The sequence below is a fragment of the Treponema bryantii genome, assembly GCF_036492245.1.
GTDB lineage: Bacteria > Spirochaetota > Spirochaetia > Treponematales > Treponemataceae > Treponema_D > Treponema_D bryantii_C.
Map to the genome: position 1 here is coordinate 2,987,848 of NZ_AP025286.1, position 20,404 is coordinate 3,008,251.

The following is a 20,404-nucleotide window of genomic DNA, read 5'->3' on the forward strand; positions in this document are numbered from 1 at the left end:
GACTAAAGTCCAAACTGACTGAGGTCAAGTCCACCAAGAATAGAACTTGATTTTGCCTTAATCTGTTCCTGTACATTTTCAACAGCGTTTTTATGAGCCGAAACGATAAGATCTTCAAGCATCTGAACATCACGATTATCAACACAAATCGGATCAAGCTTGATTCCCAGCATCTCGAATTTACCATTAAGTGTGACAGTTACCATGCGGCCACCAGAAGAGCCTTCTGCACGGATATCTGCAAGTTCCTTCTGAAGTTTTTCTGACTGTTCTTTAATTGCCTGTGTATTTTTAAGCAATTCAAATGGATTCATTATTACATCCTCCCGGCAACAATGGTGCCCTTAAAAGCATTTACAAGAATATTAACCTGAAGGGGTATTTCTACCTTTTCTGCAGGCATCTGTGCTTCCTGTACCTTTAAAGTAACATTGAAATGCATTTGACGTCCACAGATATTTGAAATCTCTGCAGATATCACATCTCTTTTCTTTTCTATAAGGCCTAAGTCATAATCGCTTTCAACAGTAGTCTTTACTGTGTCGGCTTCTATAACCCATAATCCAGTTTTTTCTACATTTGAAGCAGCAAATCCATCTGTAATGGCAAGTGCTGCAGTTACCTGGCCGCGGAGCTGACCTATTGAAATTGTCTGACCACTGGCAGTAACAAAAGTATCCTGTAATTGAGCTGGTGCTTTGACTGCTGCAGGACTTGAAGCATTTTCATAAGATTCTTCTGCCTGTTCAGCAAGCTCTCCTTCATCCGGATAATACTCATCATCTGGAGGGGCATCCATATTTGACCAGCCGTCATCTCCATCTTCTGCATCCGGATTCATTGAATAACTGTCTGCATTTAATGGAATGTCCATTGCAGGCATAACCTGACCATCGTCGGTAACATTTTCCTGAGAAATATGAAGTTTAAGACGCTCGTCAAGTTCTGCCGGATGACTTACCTCTGCCTCTGGGGCAGCCACTGATTGTTCAGGCGGCAGTGGACCGCCATCATGAAAAGGGTTCGGATTCTCCCCACCGGCATCCGGCGGCTCCCCGCCTCCTCCGTTCGCTTCTTCTTCAATCAATTTATCAAGCATTGAAAGTTTTGGAAGGCCGTTTGGAATCGGATTGATACCGAGAGCCTGCTCAGTTTTTGGCTGAACCGGCTGTGGCGCAGCATTTACTGGAGCAGTATTTACTGGTGCAGCCTGATTATTGAGCGGAGCTGCTGCTGAAGGCTGTGGAGCACCTGCAAGCAGATTCTGTGCCGCATCAATTGCCTTCTTAACCTCAGCATTAGAAACAAAATTGCCAATCCAGCACAAGCGGCTGAATGCAAGCTCAAGTTCATAACGAGGAGAAAGCGAATATCGGATATCACGATAAAGCTGCAAATATATAGAAAGAGCCCGTTCAATCTGGATTGTATTCCAGGCTCCTAGAACTACACTGCTGTAACGCTCCGGAGAATTTCCAAGAAGAGACTCTTTTTTAACACCGTTCTTAATAAGAAGAAGACTGCGGAGATAATCTGCGCTGTTAGAAATCAGCTGTTCAATTGAAACACCAGCCTGCAGGAATTCATCAATCAGATTGATAACTGCTTCTGTATTGTTCTGAGCACAAGCCTCAAAAACAGTGTTCAGGCGGTCAATGCCAACAAGACCAAGCTTATCGCGGATTTTGTCGTAAGTCATATGGCCGTCGCTGAAAGCTACAACCTGATCGAACAGAGTGTAAGCATCGCGCATAGAACCTGTAGACTCGCGGGCAATCCAGAAGAGAGCTTCATCATCAGCCTGTATACCTAATTCTGCGGCAGCTTCTGCAAGGCACTGCTTTACTTTATCAATTGCAACCAGACGGAAATTAAACTGCTGGCAGCGAGACTTGATTGTTGCAGGAACCTTCTGAAGTTCTGTTGTCGCAAAAATAAAGATTACATATGGAGGCGGCTCCTCAATAGTCTTCAAAAGAGCATTGAAAGCCGAAGTTGAAAGCATGTGGACTTCGTCTATGATATAGATTTTGTATTTTGCATTACTTGGTGGAAAAAGAACTTCATCCTTAATCTGACGGATATTCTCAACACTGGTATTTGACGCACCATCGATTTCGATTACGTCGAGAGAAGTACCTTTTGTGATTTCTTGACAGGTAGAACAGGTTCCACAAGGATTATCTGTAGGCCCGTTCTGACAGTTCAAAGCTTTTGCAAGAATACGCGCTGTAGAAGTTTTTCCACAACCACGCGGACCTGAAAACAGGTATGCATGAGCTATTTTTCCGGATTTTATTGAATTCTTAAGAGTTTCCGCTACAAATTCCTGACCAACAAGGTCATCAAACTGCTGCGGTCTCCTTCGAGTCGCTGTTACTTCGTATGACATAGAGTAAATTATAATGGGAATTTTCAGTTAAGGAAAGTCTAAAGGCCAAGATTGCGGGTCGAAGAGATTCCTCTATATAAATAATTAATCGTACTATTGGCTCCCGGGCACATATTTGCAGGACAAAAACGCGCAATAATGCGCTAGACGTTGTTTGTGGTATAGAAACTATTATACTGCCGCTCCCGCGGCAGCCACAAACAAAGTCTTTTTGCCCTGCAAATCTGCTTCCTCGCGCCAAAATTTCATTACGTCTTTATAATGCCTCCCCTGTACAGCCCCGCAATCTTGGCCTTTAGACTTTCATATTTCCGTAAATCCCATTATAATTTATTCTATGAAATTCTACGGTGAACTCTTAGTTTTTGCATTATTATTTATTACCAACCTGCGCGTATTTTTTGTACATCATGTGCGGCGAGATCCTCTTGTTGTACTGGCTCCGTTCACCTTTATTGTAGCGATTCTGCAGATTTTCGCATGGAAAATTGATGCTTTTACAATTCTTGGACTCTTAATTGCACTCTTTGTCCTTCTTTCAAACTTCCATGCTATTTTCAGATATCTTGAACGCCTTTATATTGACCATTACAGCCCGTTAATGAGGGTTTGGGCGGCTTTTACAATCATCTTTTCTGCACTCGCACTTGCAGCTACAATTTATTTTGCACCAGTAGAACAGCATTCAAGAAAACTCAACGTTTCGGAAAATCAGTTTCTATATAAAGGAAGCTTTAGAAGCGGTTTTGAAAATGCCAGTGCTGTTGGAAAAAAATCTCTGACACTTTATGAGTTTGCTCCAGATCAAATATCAGAGACAAACCCACAGAAATATGAAAATCTTATAGTGTTGTTTGAGCCGGACAAACGAGGCGATACAGAACACTATAAGCCTTATCTTCAGCAGCTGGCTTCTCAGGGAATTACAGTTTATTCTGCTGATTTTTATGCTGATGACGGACAGTGGCTTCATAATATTGGCGATAAAAAAATTCTCCGCCGTCTGATTATGGTTATTCAGAGTGTTCTGAACGAGAAAAAGTTTACATCTCAAAAGGAATACTACTCTTTCAACATTTCTCAGGAATATTCAGTTCTGCTTCCTTTACTTCGAGAACATTGTGGTTCCGATAAGAAATTCTTCCTTATAACTGATTTTATGGCTGATATTGCGGCTGACGACTTAATGAAGAAAAATCCGGAAGAAATTGCCGGTATATTAAAACTTTCTTCTATTGATAACTATAAAACTTCTGGATATGGCTGTATTGAACAGACTGATCCTCTTTTAGCAATGGTTCTTGGATTTTCGCGGGATTCTTCTCTTGCAACTCCAAAGCTCCTGGCTAAAAAAACTGTGGAGGCCCTTAATGACCTTAAATGAACTGGACGAGTGGCTGAACGCGTTCCTTAAAAAAGAAGACTTTCCTGGAGACCCTTCGCGGAATGGTATTCAGGTGCAGAATTCCGCCCCGGCGGAGAAACAGATTAAGACGGTAGCTTTTGCGGTGGACGCATGCGAAGCAACTGCTCTTGCTGCAGCTGAAGCTGGCGCAGATGTTCTGGTTGTTCACCACGGACTTTTCTGGGGTGGTTGCGAAACACTTACCGGTAATTTTTATAAGCGTGCGGCCGCCTTTATTAAAAACGACCTTGCTTTAATCGGCTACCACATTCCTCTTGATGCAAACAATCCTTATGGAAATAACTACGGACTGGCGGCCGCCCTCGGGCTTTCAAAGCTTGAACCGTTCGGTTTCTGGCGTGGAATGAGTATTGGAGTTCGCGGTGAATTCACTACACCAGTGTCTCCAGAAGACCTCAATTCTTCACTTTCAAAAATCACAAAAACAAATGCCCGCCTCTTCCAGTTCGGAAAATCACAAATCAAAACTGTAGGAATTATTTCCGGAGGAGCCGGTGAAGATGTGGATCAGGCTGCTGAACTCGGTTTAGACTGTTACATTACCGGTGAGTTCGCTCATGAGCAATATCATCCTGCAGAAGAATTTGGTATCAATGTAATTGCCGGAGGCCATTACGGCACCGAAACTATGGGAGTTTCCCTGCTTAAAGAAAAAATAGAAAAGGAGTTAGGTCTTCGCACGTTATTTATTGACCTGCCGACAGATTTATAAGTATATTTTTAATATGAATAAAGAATTAAAATCAAAACTGCTGCCAATTTCACTTGCAGTTCTAGTAGTTATCCTTGATCAGGTTACAAAAATCCTTGTAATGAAAAATATTCCGCTTTATACAATAGGCGCACAGTTTTTTGGAGATTTTCTGAGAATCATTCACGTAGCAAATACAGGAGTTGCGTTTAGTGTAGGTGCAACCTGGTCTGATACTTTGCGCCGTTTACTGTTTTCTCTTATTCCTCTTATCGTAATTGGTATTGTTGTTGGAATTTACTTTAAGAATAATACCTGGACTAAGGTTCAGCGCTGGGCAATTATGGGTATTGTCGGTGGAGGTCTTGGAAATCTTATTGACCGCTTTTTCCGTGCCGAAGGTGTTGTAGACTTTATCGATGTTAAATTCTATGGACTTTTTGGTCTTGAACGATGGCCAACCTTTAATGTTGCAGACGCAGCAGTTGTTGTCTGTGGTATTATTCTGATTGTTTCATTTATCATTACTTATATAAAAGAATCTAAAGAACAGAAATCTCAGGAATCTGAGAATAAATAAAAAAAGAGGTATTCACATGGACATGACTGATGAAGAAAAAGCGGAGAGACTTGAACGTCAGAAAAAGGAACTTGAACTTCGTGCTAAAAAACGCAATTCAAGACTTTTCCTGTTTTTCGGTAGTATCTTTGAAATCGTAGAAACTCTCGCTGTAATTCTGCTGCTTTTTGTATTTTTCTCTTTCCTGATTTTCAAAGTTTTTACTCTTCCAGAAGCTACTGCACGCACTGTTTTCCAGTTCAGTACTATCGTTAGCTTTATCGGTGGTCTTTTCCTTGGCTTTATGATTTATAAAACTTGTGCAAACTTTGTAATCGAAAAGTTTAATCTTACTGATAAACTTTCAAATGAAGTTCTTGGACATTATTCAAAGCGCGCTCGCGCTGCAGAAAAAGAGGCATTAAAAAAATGATTGGAATTATTGGAGCAATGGACAGCGAGGTTGAAACTCTTTTTGCCCGCATGTCTGCAAAAGAAAAAGTTAATATCAACAATCTGATTTTCTACAAAGGAAAATTATATAACAAAGATGTTGTTATCGTAAAATGTGGTATTGGAAAAGTAAACGCTGCTTTATGTACACAGCTTTTAATACTGAATTTTAAAGTTTCAAAAATTATCAATACTGGTATTGCGGGAGCTACTGGTACTGGTCTTAATATTTATGATTTTGTAGTTTCAACAGAAGCAGTTTATCATGATTTTGATACTGTGTTCTTTGGCTATAAACTTGGACAGGTTCCAGGAATGCCGGAAGCTTTCGTTGCAGATCCAGCTCTTGTAAATGCAGCAGTTTCTGCTTTTGAACATACAGATTTTTCTAATAAGTTGAAAATAGCAAAAGGCCGCATTGCTTCTGGTGATCAGTTTATTTCCGGTGGTGAAAAGAAAAACTTTATCATTTCTAACTTCCATCCTCAGTGTGTTGAAATGGAAGGTTGTGCAATTGCACACGCATGCTATGCAAACAAAGTTCCTTTTGTAATCATTAGATGTATGTCTGATACTGCTGACGAAACTGTAAAAGAAACATATTCGGAAGAAACAGCATCACGTCTTAGCAGCACTTTCCTTCTGGAAGTAATTAAAGAAATATAAATTAAAGTAATAAACGGACACGTCAAGGCACGCTTCGCTTAAAGCCTTGACATGTCCGTTTATCGGTTTTTTTAAGGAGGTTAAACCCGCTATGGAAGTTGTTCAGAGTTTTACTATTGATCATACACATTTGAAACCTGGTATCTACATTTCTCGCGAAGACAAAGGTTTTACAACTTATGATCTTCGTATCACAGAACCTAATAAAGAACCTGCAATGGGACCTGGAGCAATCCACAGTCTTGAGCATCTTATGGCTACCTGGTTCAGAAATTCTGAAGTAAAGGATGACGTAGTTTACGTTGGTCCTATGGGCTGTCTCACAGGTATGTATATCATCATGATTGGAAAATACTCTGTAGAAGATATGCGTCAGCTTACAATCCGCTGTCTTGAATGGATTCTTACTCAGAATGAAGTTCCTGCGACACGTCCTGAAGCCTGCGGAAATTATCTTCTCCATGATCTTCCTATGTGTAAGTGGGAAAGCAAACGCTATCTTGACCGTTTGAAGAATGATTTCCATTGTGAATATACAAAGCTTGAAGTAAAGCTTGATGATGGAAAAGTTTTTGCAGACGCATAAGGTAAACTGACAGAATATTAAATGAACATTCTGAACAAATTAAAAGAAACAGCAGTTTCGGTTCTGCCGGTTATGGCAATCGTGCTGTTTCTTGGATTAACCTTTGTTCCTCTTGATAAGTATCTGCTCGCACGCTTTGTCGTTGGCGGGCTTTTGCTTATTATTGGCCTTACAATTTTTCTTCTTGGTGTAGACCTTGGTATTCAGCCGATGGGCGAAAGAACTGGTTCTGCACTGACAAAAAAACGTTCTCTCCTGCTTCTGCTTTTTGTAGCTTTCATAATCGGATTTATTGTAACTGCTGCGGAACCTGATATTCAGGTTTTTGGTGACCAGGTACGGGGTATTTTTCCTGTCGTAAATAAAACAGCTATCACCTTTGTAATTGCAGGCGGAGTTGGTCTTTTTATAATGCTGGGACTCTTGCGCACTGTTTTGAATCTTTCCCTTAAATGGACTTTCTTCATTGCATACTCAGTACTTTTCATAATTTCTATTTTTGCACCTGAAAGCTTTTTTGGAATTGCCTTTGATTCTGGCGGAGCAACAACAGGTCCTATGACTGTACCTTTTATTATGGCACTGGGTATTGGTGTTTCCAGTGTCCGCGATGATAATGACAACAGTTTTGGTCTTACAGGAGTTTGTTCCATCGGACCAGTTATGGCAGTTTTGATTTATGCGATATTATTGAAAGGGCCTATAGTTAATGGTCCACTGACTGGAGCCGAAAGTGCTGCAGTATCTAACGCAGTATCAGAAAACTTTGCCCAAATCGCTGCACACGTCTTCCGCGAATCATTGATTTCTATTGCACCGCTTTTTGCATTGTTTATAATCTTCCAGATTTCCCTTTTGAAGATGACGAAACGTCAGGTAATCAGAATTATAATCGGTTTTATTTATGCTTTTATAGGCCTTACGATTTTTCTGATTGGAGTAAAGGGCGGTTTTTCGCAGGCAGGCGCAGAACTCGGAGAAAAGCTTGGATCTCTTGCTGTTGAAAATGGTGGTGCCTGGTATGTGCTCCTTATCTTTACCGGACTTCTTTTAGGCGCAATTATTGTCTGTGCAGAACCTGCTGTATGGGTTTTAAGTGAACAGGTAGAAAATGTAAGTGGCGGTACAATTAAAAGAAAGGTCCTTCTTATTTTCCTTTCTGTGGGTACTGCAATTGCCATTGCTCTTGCCATGCTTCGCGCTGTTACAGGTTTTAATCTTAAATATGTTATTATCCCAGGCTATATAATTGCTATGACTCTTATGATTTTCTGCCCTTCTCTTTTTTCAGGAATTGCTTTTGATTCGGGCGGAGTAGCTTCGGGACCTCTCACCTCAACTTTTGTACTTTCATTTACTCTTGGTGCTGCCTCAAGTGGAAAAGGCGGAAATGATTCTTTTGGTGTAATTGCTCTTGTTGCCATGATGCCGCTGCTTGCAATTCAGCTTATGGGAATCATCTATAAACTCAAACAAGGAGGCAAAAAATGAATTATAAGCTTCTTGTGAGTATTGTTCCTCATGACAGCGGGGAACTAATATCTGACGCAGCAAAATCAGCGGGAGCTGGCGGTGGTACTATTGCAATGGGCCGCGGAACTGCATCGAACGGAGTTCTACAGCTTCTGGGACTTGGCGATACTTCAAAAGATATCGTCTACATCATTCTGGAAGAAGAAAAATGTGAAGCTGTTCGTACTGCAATAATTTCAGCATCCGAAACAAAAAAACATTTTGGAGTGCTTTTTACAATCGAAGTAGGAAATTTTGTAAAAGCAGGTAATACAGATTCAATCGAAAAATCAGAAATAAAAGGGGGCAAATCTATGGCAACCAGTACATATCAGATGATAAACGTAATTGTAAACAAAGGCTATGCAGAAGATGCAATGGCTGCAGCCCGTAAAGCAGGAGCTGGCGGCGGTACAATTATCGGTGCCCGTGGAACTGCAAAAGAAGGAGATGCAGCTTTCTTTGGAATGAAGATTGTCCCGGAAAAAGAAATGCTGATGATTCTCGTTCCATCTGATAAAAAGGATGCCATACTCCAGGCTATCACAGCCCTTCCTTGTTTTGCAGAAGCCGGAAGCGGAATCATCTTCTGTAATGAAGCCCAGGATTTTACTCTCCTGGGCAAAAAGTAATCTTATTTCTTACTAGTTTTCAGCAGACGTAGGCTGTTAAGAACCGCAAGGATTGTTACACCGACATCGCCAAAAACCGCAATCCACATATTCGAAATGCCGAGGGCGCTGAGAATCAAAATAGCTCCCTTAATTCCCAAAGCTCCATAGAGGTTTTCATAAACAATGCGCAGGGTGCGGCGGCTTATTTTAATTCCGTCTACAATCTTACTTGGCTTGTCTTCCATAATAATGATGTCTGCAGCTTCAATCGCAGCGTCACTTCCCATATTACCCATTGCGATACCAGCATCAGCACGGGCAAGAACAGGCGCGTCGTTTATACCGTCGCCGGCAAAAATCAGAGTACCGCGTTTCTTTCCACCCTTAGAAAGATCTGCAAGAAGTTCTTCAACCTTAGCAAGTTTGTCTGCACTGAGCAGCTGACCAAAAGCTTTTTTAAGCCCGAGCTTTGCAGCAACTGTATGTGCGGCACGTTCGTTATCTCCGGTAAGCATTACAACATTTTCAACGCCAATTTTGTGAAGACCTTCAACAGTTGCCTGTGAATCATCTTTAATTTCATCGCTGATTACAATGTGGCCACTGTACTTTCCTTCACTTGCAACGTGAATTACAGTTCCGTCCTGATGTTCAGAACATTCACTGTAATTGATACCAAACTGTTCCATAAGCTTTGTGTTACCGGCAAGAACTTCCTTACCATTTACAAGAGCTTTTATACCCTTTCCGGCAATTTCTTCTACATTCTCAAGTTTTACATTGTCGCAGCATTTGTCGTGATGAGCAGCTTTGAGTGAAGCAGAAATCGGATGTGTAGAGAACATTTCTGTATGTGTTGCAAGAGCAAGCAGTTCTGTCTCTGTAATAGAAGAATCTGTTGCGTGAATATGTGTAACAACAAAGTTTCCTTTTGTAAGGGTTCCAGTCTTGTCGAATACGGCAGTTTTTGTACGGCCGAGTGCTTCAAGGTATACACTTCCTTTAATCAGGATTCCATGACGTGCAGCTGCTGTAATACCACCACAGAATGAAAGTGGAATTGAAATAACAAGCGCACAAGGACAGCTTACTACAAGGAACATAAGTGCACGGTATACCCATGTACTCCAGGTTGCCTGCCATGCCCAGTTGCCAGACTTAAAGCCAATTATCACACTTGGAATAATTGCAAGTGCCAGAGCAGAATAAACAACGATTGGTGTATAAACACGTGCAAAGCGTGTTACAAACTGCTCAGACTTTGTCTTGTTTTCTGTTGCATTTTCAACGAGTTCAAGAATACGTGAAAGAGCCGAATCACCGGCATGTCGTGTTGTTCTGATTTCAAGTACGCCCTGTTTGTTGATTGAGCCGGAAAGAACTTCGCTTCCAACAGATACGTGCTGAGGAATACTTTCACCAGTAAGAGCTGAAGTATCAACAAAACTGTCACCGTCTACAACAACACCATCAATAGGAATACGGTCACCAGGCTTTACAATGATTACAGAATCAGTTTCAACTTCTTCAGGATCTACTTCGCGAGTTTCTGCTCCAACCTTTACGGTTGCATGATCCGGACGAAGTTTTGCAATCTCTTCGATAGAATCCCGAGATTTATCAACTGCATAATCTTCAAACTTTTCACCAACCTGATACAGAATCATGATAGCAACAGCTTCTTCATATTCACCAAGAAGAATCGCACCAATGGCTGCTACAGACATTAAGAAAGATTCATCCATCAGTTCGCCATGTATAAGGTTAGAAACAGCGCCAATTACAATATCCTTTCCTGTTATCATAAAGGCAATAAAATACAGTACCATACAAACTGCTTCATGAATCAGATCAATTTTTGCTACATCAGAAAGCCAGTTTTCTACAGGAAGATGCTCTATTACAAGTCCAAGTACAAACATTACTGCGGCAAAAATCAACTGCTTTACAGTAAGTTCATGTTCTTCTCCATGCTCGTGTCCATGTTCATGGTCGTGACCGCAGCCACATGAACATCCATCGTGTTCGTGATGGTCATGGTGATGTCCGTGTTCATGCCCGCACTCGCAGTGTTCGTGTTCGTGTTCATGTCCGCATTCGCAGTGTTCATGTTCATGTTCGTGTTTATGTTCGTCGCTCATTATTCTTTCTCCTTAATATGTTCTATACCACACTCTAAAATACTCTTTACGTGATCGTCTGCAAGGCTGTAGTAAATTACCTTGCCCTCACGGTTTGTACGCACCAGATCAGATTCACGTAAAGTCCTCAACTGATGAGAAACAGCCGAAACCGACATTCCCAGCAGCGCCGAAATATCACATACGCAAAGGTCACTTTTATCAAGCGCATAAAGAATCTTTACACGCGTTGTATCACCAAAAATCTTGTAAAAATCAGCAAGGTCAAAAATCATTTCATCTTCTGGAAATGTTGCCCTAACTTTTTTTACGGTCTCTTCGTGAATTACTTCGCCTTCGCACAGTTCTTCATTCTTTTTCATTGAGACTCCTGCTGTTCATTTGAACAAACATTCAATTGAATAGCTACTCAAATAATAATGTCATTTGAATAATTGTGCAAGTGTTTTTTAGAAAAAAAATAACTCATTTGCCATAAACCGCTTTTTTTCTTATACTGATTTTCATGAACCTTTCAAATATTGTAATTGTATTAGACCATCCGGATGAATCAAGAAATATTGGTGCTGCATGCCGCGCCATGGCTAATAATGATATAAGTGATTTACGAATTGTCGGCAACAAAGCAGACTACGACATAGAACATATTCACGTCCTTGCAATTCATGCCGGTGCAATTTTTGATAATGCCAGATTCTTCAATTCTATAACAGAGGCAACAAGCGATTGTGCAATTTGTGCTGGCACAACAAGACGTCGGGGTAAAAAACGTGGCAAACTGCTTCTGCCAGAGGAATTTGCAGAGATGGCAGACACAACCACAAACAATTCTGGAAAGGTTGCCGTTATCTTTGGAAACGAACGCACCGGACTTACAGATGAACAGCTTGATGAATGTAATCTTGGAGTTACAATTCCATCTTCTGATGGCTTCGGTTCTTTAAATCTTAGCCATGCTGTTCAGATTATGAGCTACCATCTTTTCCGTTATTCTCTTAAACAAAAAAAAGGCGAATACAGAGGTTATACACCGCTTACACTGGAGCGCGTAGATCAGACCGTAAAAATAATTACAGATGATATGCAGAAAATCGGTTTCTTTAAAATGCCGGGCCGCGAAGATATGGAAAATTTCTGGAGAAGTGTTTTAAGTCGGGCAAGTCTTTCAGAGGGTGAAGCACAGTATCTGGAAAAGACATTTAATAAAATGGCAGGACTGGCGTCTAAGAACGCTTCGAATTCTTCTCAGCAATAAACTTAACGAACTCTTCTTCTGGAATCGGCTTACTGAAATAGAAGCCCTGAGCATAAGTGATGCCAAGACTTGCAAGGTAATCAAACTGCTCTTTTGTTTCAATTCCCTCAACAACAATCTTTCGTCCCATCTTGAGGAGCATTGAAATCATATTTTCCAGAAGAATCTTTGCATTCTTAGTTCCTTCAGTCTCATCTTCTTTAAAACAAGGCCATAAAAGGCTCTTATCAATTTTGATCATTTCAAAATCTGCTTTAGCTATTCTGGAAAGATTTGAATAACCAGTACCAAAATCATCCATAGAGAATGAACAGCCGAACTTCTTAAGTTCTTCCATATTCTTTTTAAGCATGTAGCCCGAAGTTACCGCAATAGATTCTGTGATTTCAAGATTAACGCAGTCCGGTGCAATATTATACTTCATCAAAAGTGACTTCATGAGTTTTGGAAGATTTGCATCTACAGATTGCAGTCCGGAAAGGTTTACCTCTATATGATTCATATGCTGTTTTTTGAGATTGTTTTCAGACATGAATGCGAATACATGATTAAAAATCAGATTACTGAGCGGCATAATCATGCCTTTCTTCTCTGCAAGCGGAATAAACTCTTCTGGAGAAACATAGCCGATAGTATTTTCATCTTTAAGACGTACAAGAGCCTCGGCATTTGTAAATCTCTTTTCGGCAAGACTATAAATCGGCTGATAATACATTACGATAGAATTATTCTTTATAGATTCAGAAACAATATGAAGAATCTGTCGGCTTCGGATTCGCTTTTCGCGGGCCTTATCATCAATTCGTCTGATAAAGCCGATAGAACGACCGTAGGTTTCTGTATCTTCAGCAAAGTCAAGCAGTTCAACAACCTGTCCATCAAAAGGGAAATCTTCAGGACAGAAAAGAACATTGGCATGAGCATTTAGACGAACAGATCTGTCTTTAAGCTCCCATGGACGAGAGAATCTGTCTGCAAGAATCTCAAGGCAGGTATCGATTTTTGAAATATGCTTGTTGTCTACAATAAAAGCAAGCGTCATTCGGTTCATGCGGTAACACTGGGTTTTAAAAGATTTTTCAACAAATTGTTTTATTTCAACCAGAGTTTCTGCAATTACATTTGTACCTACATAGTTTTCAATGATTGACGCTTCATCAAGTTCCATGCTTACTATCGCATAATTTTTTTTGCAGCTCATAAATTCCTGCAAAACAGTTTTAAGCGCATAGTAATTAAAGGCTCTGGTTTCACTATCAAGATATTCAGAAGGATTTTCAAGCGACAGGAACATCAGAAGAATGATGGCAGAAATACCAACACTGGAAATTAAAATCTTTGGCTCAATAATCTGAACGCCACCGAATCCAACCCAAAGTGCCATAGTCATAAGTACACAGATTTTCTGTTTACGGTGAGCCTTATTTTTCCAGTGTCGAAGGGTCTGAAAAACCGTCATTGCAGAATAGATGATAAGAACTGCATAAACACAATTTACCATCAATCCAAAAGAATAAATTCCATCTTCTTCTATATAATAATCTATTGGTGCAAAAAGAACAGAAGCCAGAGCGAAAACATACGAAACAATGATCACCGAAAGCTCCGGCTTTGAATAACGTCTCTGATTGCGATTAAGTATATCAATATAGAGATAGATACACGAAAGAGCGATATACAGAAAAATAATAAAGCCCTGGTGCGTAAAACGAACAAACCAGAGCGGACATGAATCAAAATAAACAAGTGCAAAAACTGTAGCAAAATCAAACAGCAGATAGAGTAATGCACTCACCATCAAAACAGAAAAGATTTTGTTTGAAAGCAGTTTGATTTTCGGACGTAAAAAATAGATGACTTCAAGAATCAACATGATTGAGAGCGATGCGATTTGAAATTTTATATGGTTAAATAAAAATGAATTCATCTAACCATATATTTTACAACGAGATATGAAGAAACGCTAGATTTTTTTTATGCTGTAAAACTCTGAAGGACAGAACTCATTTTTATATCATTAAGAATCGTATCACATATATTTCTGACATTCTCATTTTTCAAAATATATTCATGCCCACCTTCGAAGACTTGTGTATTTTTAACTCTATAATAATCTTTCCACACTTTATTCATATCAATATTTTCGTTATTTCCAGAAAACAAACTAACTTCTATGGGATATTTTTTTTCCAATGCTTTATAATTATTTAGATTATTTATATCATTTTGAATAATTGGAAAGAAAAAATCAAATAAAGAGTTATCTGTCATAATATTGCTGGCTGTCATATTTTGACGCAATAATAATTCACGAATTCCTTCTTTTGAAGTATCAATTTTTTCATGAATTGGACTTCCACTTGAAAGATAAATGATTTTTGGAAACTGAAGTTTTCGACAATTTATTGTGTTACATAAATCTAAAATAACATTAGTACCATAACTATGACCTAGAAAAATATAATCCTCTTCCAGAAGTCTTGAATATTTTTCCAGGAAATCAATTGAAACTTCATGAATTGATTTAGAAAACTCTTCTCCATATCTTGCCCCATGCCCCTTATATTCATATAAAAAGCATTCAACAAAAGAATTTGATAATTGTTTCTTATATTCCAAATATAAATTAGCAGAGGATCCTGCATGTGGAAAAATAAAAAGTCTTGTTTTACTCATGTTACGACACCTGTACATTATTTTGATTTATTTTTTTATTTGCTTTTATACTAAATAATACACAAAAGATTAGCATCAATAATCCGGCAAAAGAATACCAGTATTGTACCGAAGTTATTTTTGTAAATACTATTTCTATAACCAATCCAATTGGGATTACAGCAGTATTAACTGCAGAAATTGTTCCAAACATAACCCCCTGTTCTTCTTTTGGTATCTCATTTTGAAAGAAGGCAGTTATATTTGAATTAAAAATTGAAAAAAGATTTCCTACTAAAAACAACAAAATATAATATATAAAAAGATTAATATTCTGGAAAAATAAGAGTATACCAAAAACTAAAAAGAGGATTGAATATAAGAAAGCAGAAACTATTATTCTATTATGATAATTTGATTTATTCTTAAATAACCCGACAATTAGTCCTCCAACAATCATTCCTATTACATAAGATGCTTCTATAATAGCTAAAATACTAACATCTTTTTTCAAAATACTACTTACCAAAAGTGGCAATATGGTTATTGATGGAGACATGCATAGATTCAATAAAGCAATAAAAATTGAATACTGAAAAATATCTTTATAAACCTTTAAGGTCTTAAATTGCTCAATAATATTCTTCTCTTTTGTTTCATTTCCTATTATTTCATTAACACGGAAAAAGCATAAACACAAAATTGCAAATAATGCAGTAACTATTTCAAGCAATAAAATATTATCAATGGACCATACCTTTAATAAAATAGCACCAACTATTGGAGCTACAAAATTTGATATTCCATTAATAGTTAGGTTTACTCCTGCAGCAGATGTTAGATTTTCTTTTCCTACTGAGTTAGAAACTGCAATAACTGATGCTAAGGTTTGAAATTGATTACAAACACTTCTTATAAAAAATAACATATAAATAAAGAATGTATTTGCATAATCATTTTTTAATAAGAAAACAAAAATACAAGTAGCCAGTGCAGAAATTAAATCCGAAAAGATCATTATTTTTTTCTTTTCAATTTTATCAATAATAGAACCAATTATCGGACCTAATAGAATAGCTGGGATATATGTAAAAATTGTAGATACAGATAAAACAATTGTAGAACTATATTTTTCTGTTATATACCAGATTAATGCAAACTGAACAATGTTACTTCCACAAATGGAAATTAATTGACCACCCCATAGCGGTAATAATCTAAACAACTCTTTTCTATTATTATTCATCTTTAAATACCTTTTTCCAAATTTATTAATAAATTTTTTCTTAGTTTATTATTCATTGGATCCCAATGAAAATTTAATTTTTTTAGAATTGCTTCAGTATATTGATTAGAACTAAAATGATTGCTTTCGAGTTCTTCAATATGCAGATGGACTAATAAATCTTTATAATTGGAAATCTTACCATTAGATATATCAAGTTTTATATTATCCAGGAAACTCTTTGGTGATATTATTTTAATATCATTATCATTTTTTACAGATTCATCAAATAATTCTATATTAGGATTCCAAACATGATATATACTTTGTTGTTTATGAATTTCTGACAATAAAAGTATTGCATCTGCTATATTATTAACAAAACTGTACTCATTATATAAAATGCCTTCTGGTATAATTCTATTTTTTACAAAAGCATTTAATCTTGCTAAAAAAGCATTCTGCTGCCAATCTTGTTGGAATTTTCCATTGATAGAATCGAAACATACATTACCGATTCTCATAATACACCAATCTGTAAAATCACTATTTATTAATACTTTTTCAGCTTCTATCTTTGATTTAGTATATAGATTCATTTTCAAATCAGAATGTAAATTTATTGTCTTCTCATTAAAAACACTATCTTCACATCCTGATACTACAGAAGCTGTAGATATATGAACTAATTTTTTTCCTTTATTTGTTTTACAGAAATTAATGATATTGCAAAGACTATCAATGTTTGATTCCTTAAATGAAGTCCAGTCTCCAAAATGTTGTACTTTAGCTGCAGCATTTATTACAACATCAACAGATTCTGATATAGAATTATATATTTCTTCATTTAAATTAAATCTATTCTTTGATAAATCGCTTTCATATATTTCTAAGCGGTCGGAAAATGATTCAAGATTATCATCAAAAAAATATTTATAATTTTTTTCTATTCTTTCTCTTACAGATAAATTTAGTCTGCTTCTTCCAAGAATAACAATCTTTGAATTAGTCTGCGTTAAGAGTCGATTTAATATATATATACCTAAATATCCTGTTGCTCCAGTTAATAAAACAATTTTATTTTCATAATTATCCATTGAAGGAATTTCTAGATTATAGTTTTCTTCCACTTTATATACAGGAATTGGCTTTGAAATAAAATCATTTAATTTATTTACTTTATCCAGTAAGGAATAATTAGTATTTATATTTTTGGCTACAATTTCTTTAATAGTTTTCTTCTCAAAAATATCAGAAAATGAACAATTTATTATTTCCACCATTTTTGAATATACTTTTATTGCCTTTATTGAGTCTCCGCCTATCTCAAAGAAACTGTCATTCCGTCCTACCTTTTCTACGCCAAGTACTTCCTTCCAGATTTCTGCAAGCTTCTCTTCTGTCTCTCCTTCTGGCGCTTCGTATTCACTACTTCTAACTTCCATTCCGCCATTCTCCTTCAGTTTCCTCTTGTCCACCTTTCCGTTCTTTGTTAATGGAATCTCTTCCACCTCTATGAATCTTCCGGGTATCATATACTCTGGCAGTCGCTCTGAAAGTTTCTGCTTGAACTCTTCATAATCTGTCTCTTCTTCCACTGCTATGTAGCCCACAAGGCTCTTTACTCCTCCTTTCTCTTCTACCACTACACAGCTTCCCTTTACTCCTCTCTGACTCTCTATTGCGGCCTCTATTTCTCCTATCTCTATTCTGTATCCGCGGATCTTTACCTGTTCATCTATTCGTCCAAGATACTCGATGTTTCCCTCTTCGTTCCATCTTCCAAGGTCTCCGCTCTTATATATACGCTCGCCTTCTTTCCACGGACTTTCTATGAACTTCTCCTGGCTTATCTCTTCCTTATTGATGTACCCTCGGCCGACTCCTTCTCCTCCTATCCACAGTTCTCCGCTTACTCCTTCTGGACATAGTTTTCCGTTTCGGTCTACTATATAGATGTTTTTGTTATAAATAGGTTTTCCTATAGGAGGCATATTCTCTTCTGCTTCTGCATATGTACTCCAGATTGTATCTTCCGTTGGTCCATACAGATTATACAGCTTATACCTTTCATTCTTTATTCCGTATCTTAATAGATCTCCTGCTGTCAGAAGAATTTCTACACACTCTGGTATTTCATATCGTTCTTTCAGCACTACATTCATATATGCTGTTGGCATGAATACGATATTTATTTTCTTTTCCTCTACAAATTCTATTAAATTATGTATATCGTTCTTCTGTTCTTTTGATGCTATGTATAAACTGTTTCCATGTATTATGCAGCTGAATATTTCAAATACCGACGCATCAAAACTGATGCTTGCCATTTGCAGCATCCTGTTTTCGTCTTTTTTCAGGAATATGTCTTTATATGCATACACTGTATTTACCAGGCTTTTGTGTTCTATCATTGCACCTTTTGGCTGCCCGGTTGTTCCTGATGTGTATATGATATATGCAAGGCTCTTTCCGTCGTTTATTACTTCCGGATTGTCTTCCCTTTCACTTTCCGCTTCCCTTATCAGGATTCTTTCCTTTCCGCTTTTCTCCGTTGCCTTATACCCTTCCTCATCACACAATATTAATCGTGCTCCCGAGTCTTCCATCATGTAGCGGATCCTATCCTCAGGATATTCAGGATCTGCTGGTACATATGCTCCTCCTGCTTTCAGGATTCCAAGCATTCCCGCTACTATTTCGATTCCTCGCTTTCCGCTTATTCCTACCCGCTCTTCTTTCTTTATTCCTCTTTCCCTAAGCCAGTGCGCTATTCGGTTTGCCTTTCGGTTCAGTTCTCCGTAACTGATGCTTCCGCCTTCTTCCTCTATCGCAGTTTTTCCTTCACTCTTCTTTACCTGCTCTTCAAACAGCTCGGCTATTGTCTTTCCTTCCGGATACTCTGCTTTTGCCCCTTCATGTCTTGCTGTCAGTGCCTTTTCTTCTTCTTCACTCTGCAAACTTAATAATTCTATCGAAGTAATCTTTTTTATAACTACATCATGAATAATATGACTCATATGTTCATAGATTTTTTTAAGACTGTATGTAGAATAGTTTGCATCGCCTTGTAATTTTATATGAAATTGACCTTCACTTTTATTAACTACTTCAGCAAATCCATAATTTGTTCTTTCTTTAGCCTCAACATTTTCAACTGAGAATTCAGACTGACTCAAACTGTTTTGATTTACAGGAAAATTTTCAAAAGTATAGATAATATTAATTGGTTTTCCTAAAATATTTTGTAATTCACTAATTCCAATATAATTATATTTCTCTCCCTCGTAAAACTCAGTTTGCTGATTTTTCATTAAATCAATTATAGAAGTGTTATTTCTAACTCGAATTATTCTATTTTGAATTAATATTCCTTTAATATTCTCAATATCATATATAGGTGCATTCCTTCCAGAAGATATTTCACTAATAATTGCATCTTCACTATTATTATATTTTTGAACCAGGATACCTAAAATTGTAGAGAAGAAAATACTTTCCGTAATCTGGTTATTTTTACAAAATGATTCAATTTGTTCTGATAATAATTTATCCGTAATAAAAATCTCTTCACAGTCTTCTTTTCCAGATAGCCCAAAATTTGGCATTTCACTGTTAGAATCATAACCTTCAAGATAATTACACCAGAATTCTTTTGCAGCTTTATCATTTTTTATTGTTTCATACCACTTAATATAATTACTAAATTTAGTAACTTTTCTCGTTTTTATAGTACCATTTTTTATAAGCTGAAAATAATTATCTATAATTTCACTTAATATAAGTCCTAATGACCATCCATCTAAAATAATATGATGAAAAGAAAAAACAAAATAACTTTTATTGTTTTCCGAATCTTCAATAAGTTTGAATCGAACTGGTTCTTCATTTTCTAAATCAAATTTACGATTTCTGTCGGTTATCTGATATTCATATAAATCTTTCTGAGTCCCATTAGTAATAGAAAGAGAGTTCATGCTTTTTTTCATTACGATTTGTCTTGGTTTGGAAAGCCCCTTAAAATAAAAAACAGTTCTCAATATAGGATTATCCATTATCAGTCTTTCGATGCTTAATTTCATAAGTTCAGCATTTACTTGTTTTCCTATTGTTAATGTTACCTGTTCATAATAAGCTTCAGCCTTTGGATTTTGTAACCAATGAAACAGCATGCCTTCCTGCATGTTTGTTAATCCATAAATATCTTCAATATTACTTTTATTAATCAT

General features: G+C 37.3%; 17 protein-coding genes. 9 read left to right on the top strand and 8 right to left on the bottom strand.

Annotation, left to right across the window (positions count from 1 at the left end; genetic code table 11):
• Positions 1–2 precede the first annotated feature (2 nt).
• Both AABJ44_RS13145 and dnaX read right to left on the bottom strand, forming a co-directional pair.
• On the bottom strand, positions 3–314 hold the full coding sequence (locus AABJ44_RS13145) for a YbaB/EbfC family nucleoid-associated protein (protein WP_074644321.1): 312 nt from the start codon (positions 312–314) through the stop codon (positions 3–5).
• 2 nt (positions 315–316) lie between these two features.
• Complete coding sequence (gene dnaX / locus AABJ44_RS13150; protein ID WP_338369507.1) at positions 317–2,392, bottom strand: DNA polymerase III subunit gamma/tau; 2,076 nt, start codon at positions 2,390–2,392, stop codon at positions 317–319.
• A gap of 337 nt (positions 2,393–2,729) precedes the next feature.
• On the opposite strand from dnaX, the gene AABJ44_RS13155 reads away from it, so the two are divergent.
• The 8 genes from AABJ44_RS13155 (at position 2,730) to AABJ44_RS13190 (ending at position 8,917) form a co-directional block, all read left to right on the top strand.
• A complete protein-coding gene (locus AABJ44_RS13155; protein ID WP_338369508.1) occupies positions 2,730–3,776 on the top strand; it encodes a hypothetical protein in 1,047 nt (348 codons plus the stop codon).
• Positions 3,763–4,530, top strand: a complete 768-nt coding sequence (locus AABJ44_RS13160; protein ID WP_338369509.1) for a Nif3-like dinuclear metal center hexameric protein — start codon at positions 3,763–3,765, stop codon at positions 4,528–4,530. The genes AABJ44_RS13155 and AABJ44_RS13160 overlap by 14 nt, the downstream gene beginning before the upstream one ends.
• A 13-nt stretch (positions 4,531–4,543) precedes the next feature.
• The gene (lspA, locus tag AABJ44_RS13165; protein ID WP_338369510.1) at positions 4,544–5,089 is read left to right on the top strand and encodes a signal peptidase II; all 546 of its coding nucleotides are present in this window, start codon (positions 4,544–4,546) and stop codon (positions 5,087–5,089) included.
• A 16-nt stretch (positions 5,090–5,105) separates the two neighbouring features.
• Positions 5,106–5,501, top strand: coding sequence for a hypothetical protein (locus AABJ44_RS13170; protein WP_074644311.1), 396 nt, complete (start codon positions 5,106–5,108; stop codon positions 5,499–5,501).
• Positions 5,498–6,187: a 5'-methylthioadenosine/adenosylhomocysteine nucleosidase gene (locus AABJ44_RS13175; protein WP_338369511.1), complete on the top strand. Its 690-nt coding sequence runs from the start codon at positions 5,498–5,500 to the stop codon at positions 6,185–6,187. The genes AABJ44_RS13170 and AABJ44_RS13175 overlap by 4 nt, the downstream gene beginning before the upstream one ends.
• 91 nt (positions 6,188–6,278) lie before the next feature.
• The gene (locus AABJ44_RS13180) at positions 6,279–6,773 is read left to right on the top strand and encodes an S-ribosylhomocysteine lyase (protein WP_074644307.1); all 495 of its coding nucleotides are present in this window, start codon (positions 6,279–6,281) and stop codon (positions 6,771–6,773) included.
• A gap of 21 nt (positions 6,774–6,794) precedes the next feature.
• The gene (locus AABJ44_RS13185; RefSeq protein WP_338369512.1) at positions 6,795–8,264 is read left to right on the top strand and encodes a DUF1538 domain-containing protein; all 1,470 of its coding nucleotides are present in this window, start codon (positions 6,795–6,797) and stop codon (positions 8,262–8,264) included.
• Positions 8,261–8,917 (top strand): P-II family nitrogen regulator, encoded by a 657-nt coding sequence (locus AABJ44_RS13190; RefSeq protein ID WP_074644302.1) that lies wholly within the window; start codon positions 8,261–8,263, stop codon positions 8,915–8,917. The genes AABJ44_RS13185 and AABJ44_RS13190 overlap by 4 nt, the downstream gene beginning before the upstream one ends.
• A 2-nt stretch (positions 8,918–8,919) precedes the next feature.
• Here the strand turns inward: AABJ44_RS13190 and AABJ44_RS13195 are convergent, their stop codons facing one another.
• Both AABJ44_RS13195 and AABJ44_RS13200 read right to left on the bottom strand, forming a co-directional pair.
• Entirely contained in the window at positions 8,920–11,040 is a 2,121-nt protein-coding gene (locus tag AABJ44_RS13195) for a heavy metal translocating P-type ATPase (RefSeq protein WP_338369513.1), read from the bottom strand.
• Positions 11,040–11,402, bottom strand: a complete 363-nt coding sequence (locus AABJ44_RS13200; RefSeq protein ID WP_074644297.1) for an ArsR/SmtB family transcription factor — start codon at positions 11,400–11,402, stop codon at positions 11,040–11,042. Before AABJ44_RS13200 ends, AABJ44_RS13195 begins: the two co-directional genes overlap by 1 nt.
• A gap of 143 nt (positions 11,403–11,545) precedes the next feature.
• Between AABJ44_RS13200 and AABJ44_RS13205 the strand changes: the two genes are divergently transcribed.
• Positions 11,546–12,295 (top strand): RNA methyltransferase, encoded by a 750-nt coding sequence (locus AABJ44_RS13205; RefSeq protein ID WP_338369514.1) that lies wholly within the window; start codon positions 11,546–11,548, stop codon positions 12,293–12,295.
• Here AABJ44_RS13205 and AABJ44_RS13210 read toward each other — a convergent pair.
• From AABJ44_RS13210 to AABJ44_RS13225, 4 genes are read right to left on the bottom strand one after another with little or no spacing between them, the layout of a single operon-like run.
• Positions 12,264–14,222 carry an EAL domain-containing protein gene (locus AABJ44_RS13210; RefSeq protein WP_338369515.1) on the bottom strand — a complete coding sequence of 653 codons (1,959 nt, stop codon included), beginning with the start codon at positions 14,220–14,222 and terminating at the stop codon, positions 12,264–12,266. The genes AABJ44_RS13205 and AABJ44_RS13210 overlap by 32 nt on opposite strands.
• Before the next feature lie 47 nt (positions 14,223–14,269).
• Positions 14,270–14,971: a thioesterase II family protein gene (locus tag AABJ44_RS13215; RefSeq protein WP_338369516.1), complete on the bottom strand. Its 702-nt coding sequence runs from the start codon at positions 14,969–14,971 to the stop codon at positions 14,270–14,272.
• Position 14,972: 1 nt separating this feature from the next.
• Positions 14,973–16,196, bottom strand: a complete 1,224-nt coding sequence (locus AABJ44_RS13220; RefSeq protein ID WP_338369517.1) for an MFS transporter — start codon at positions 16,194–16,196, stop codon at positions 14,973–14,975.
• A 2-nt stretch (positions 16,197–16,198) separates the two neighbouring features.
• Entirely contained in the window at positions 16,199–20,404 is a 4,206-nt protein-coding gene (locus AABJ44_RS13225) for an amino acid adenylation domain-containing protein (protein WP_338369518.1), read from the bottom strand.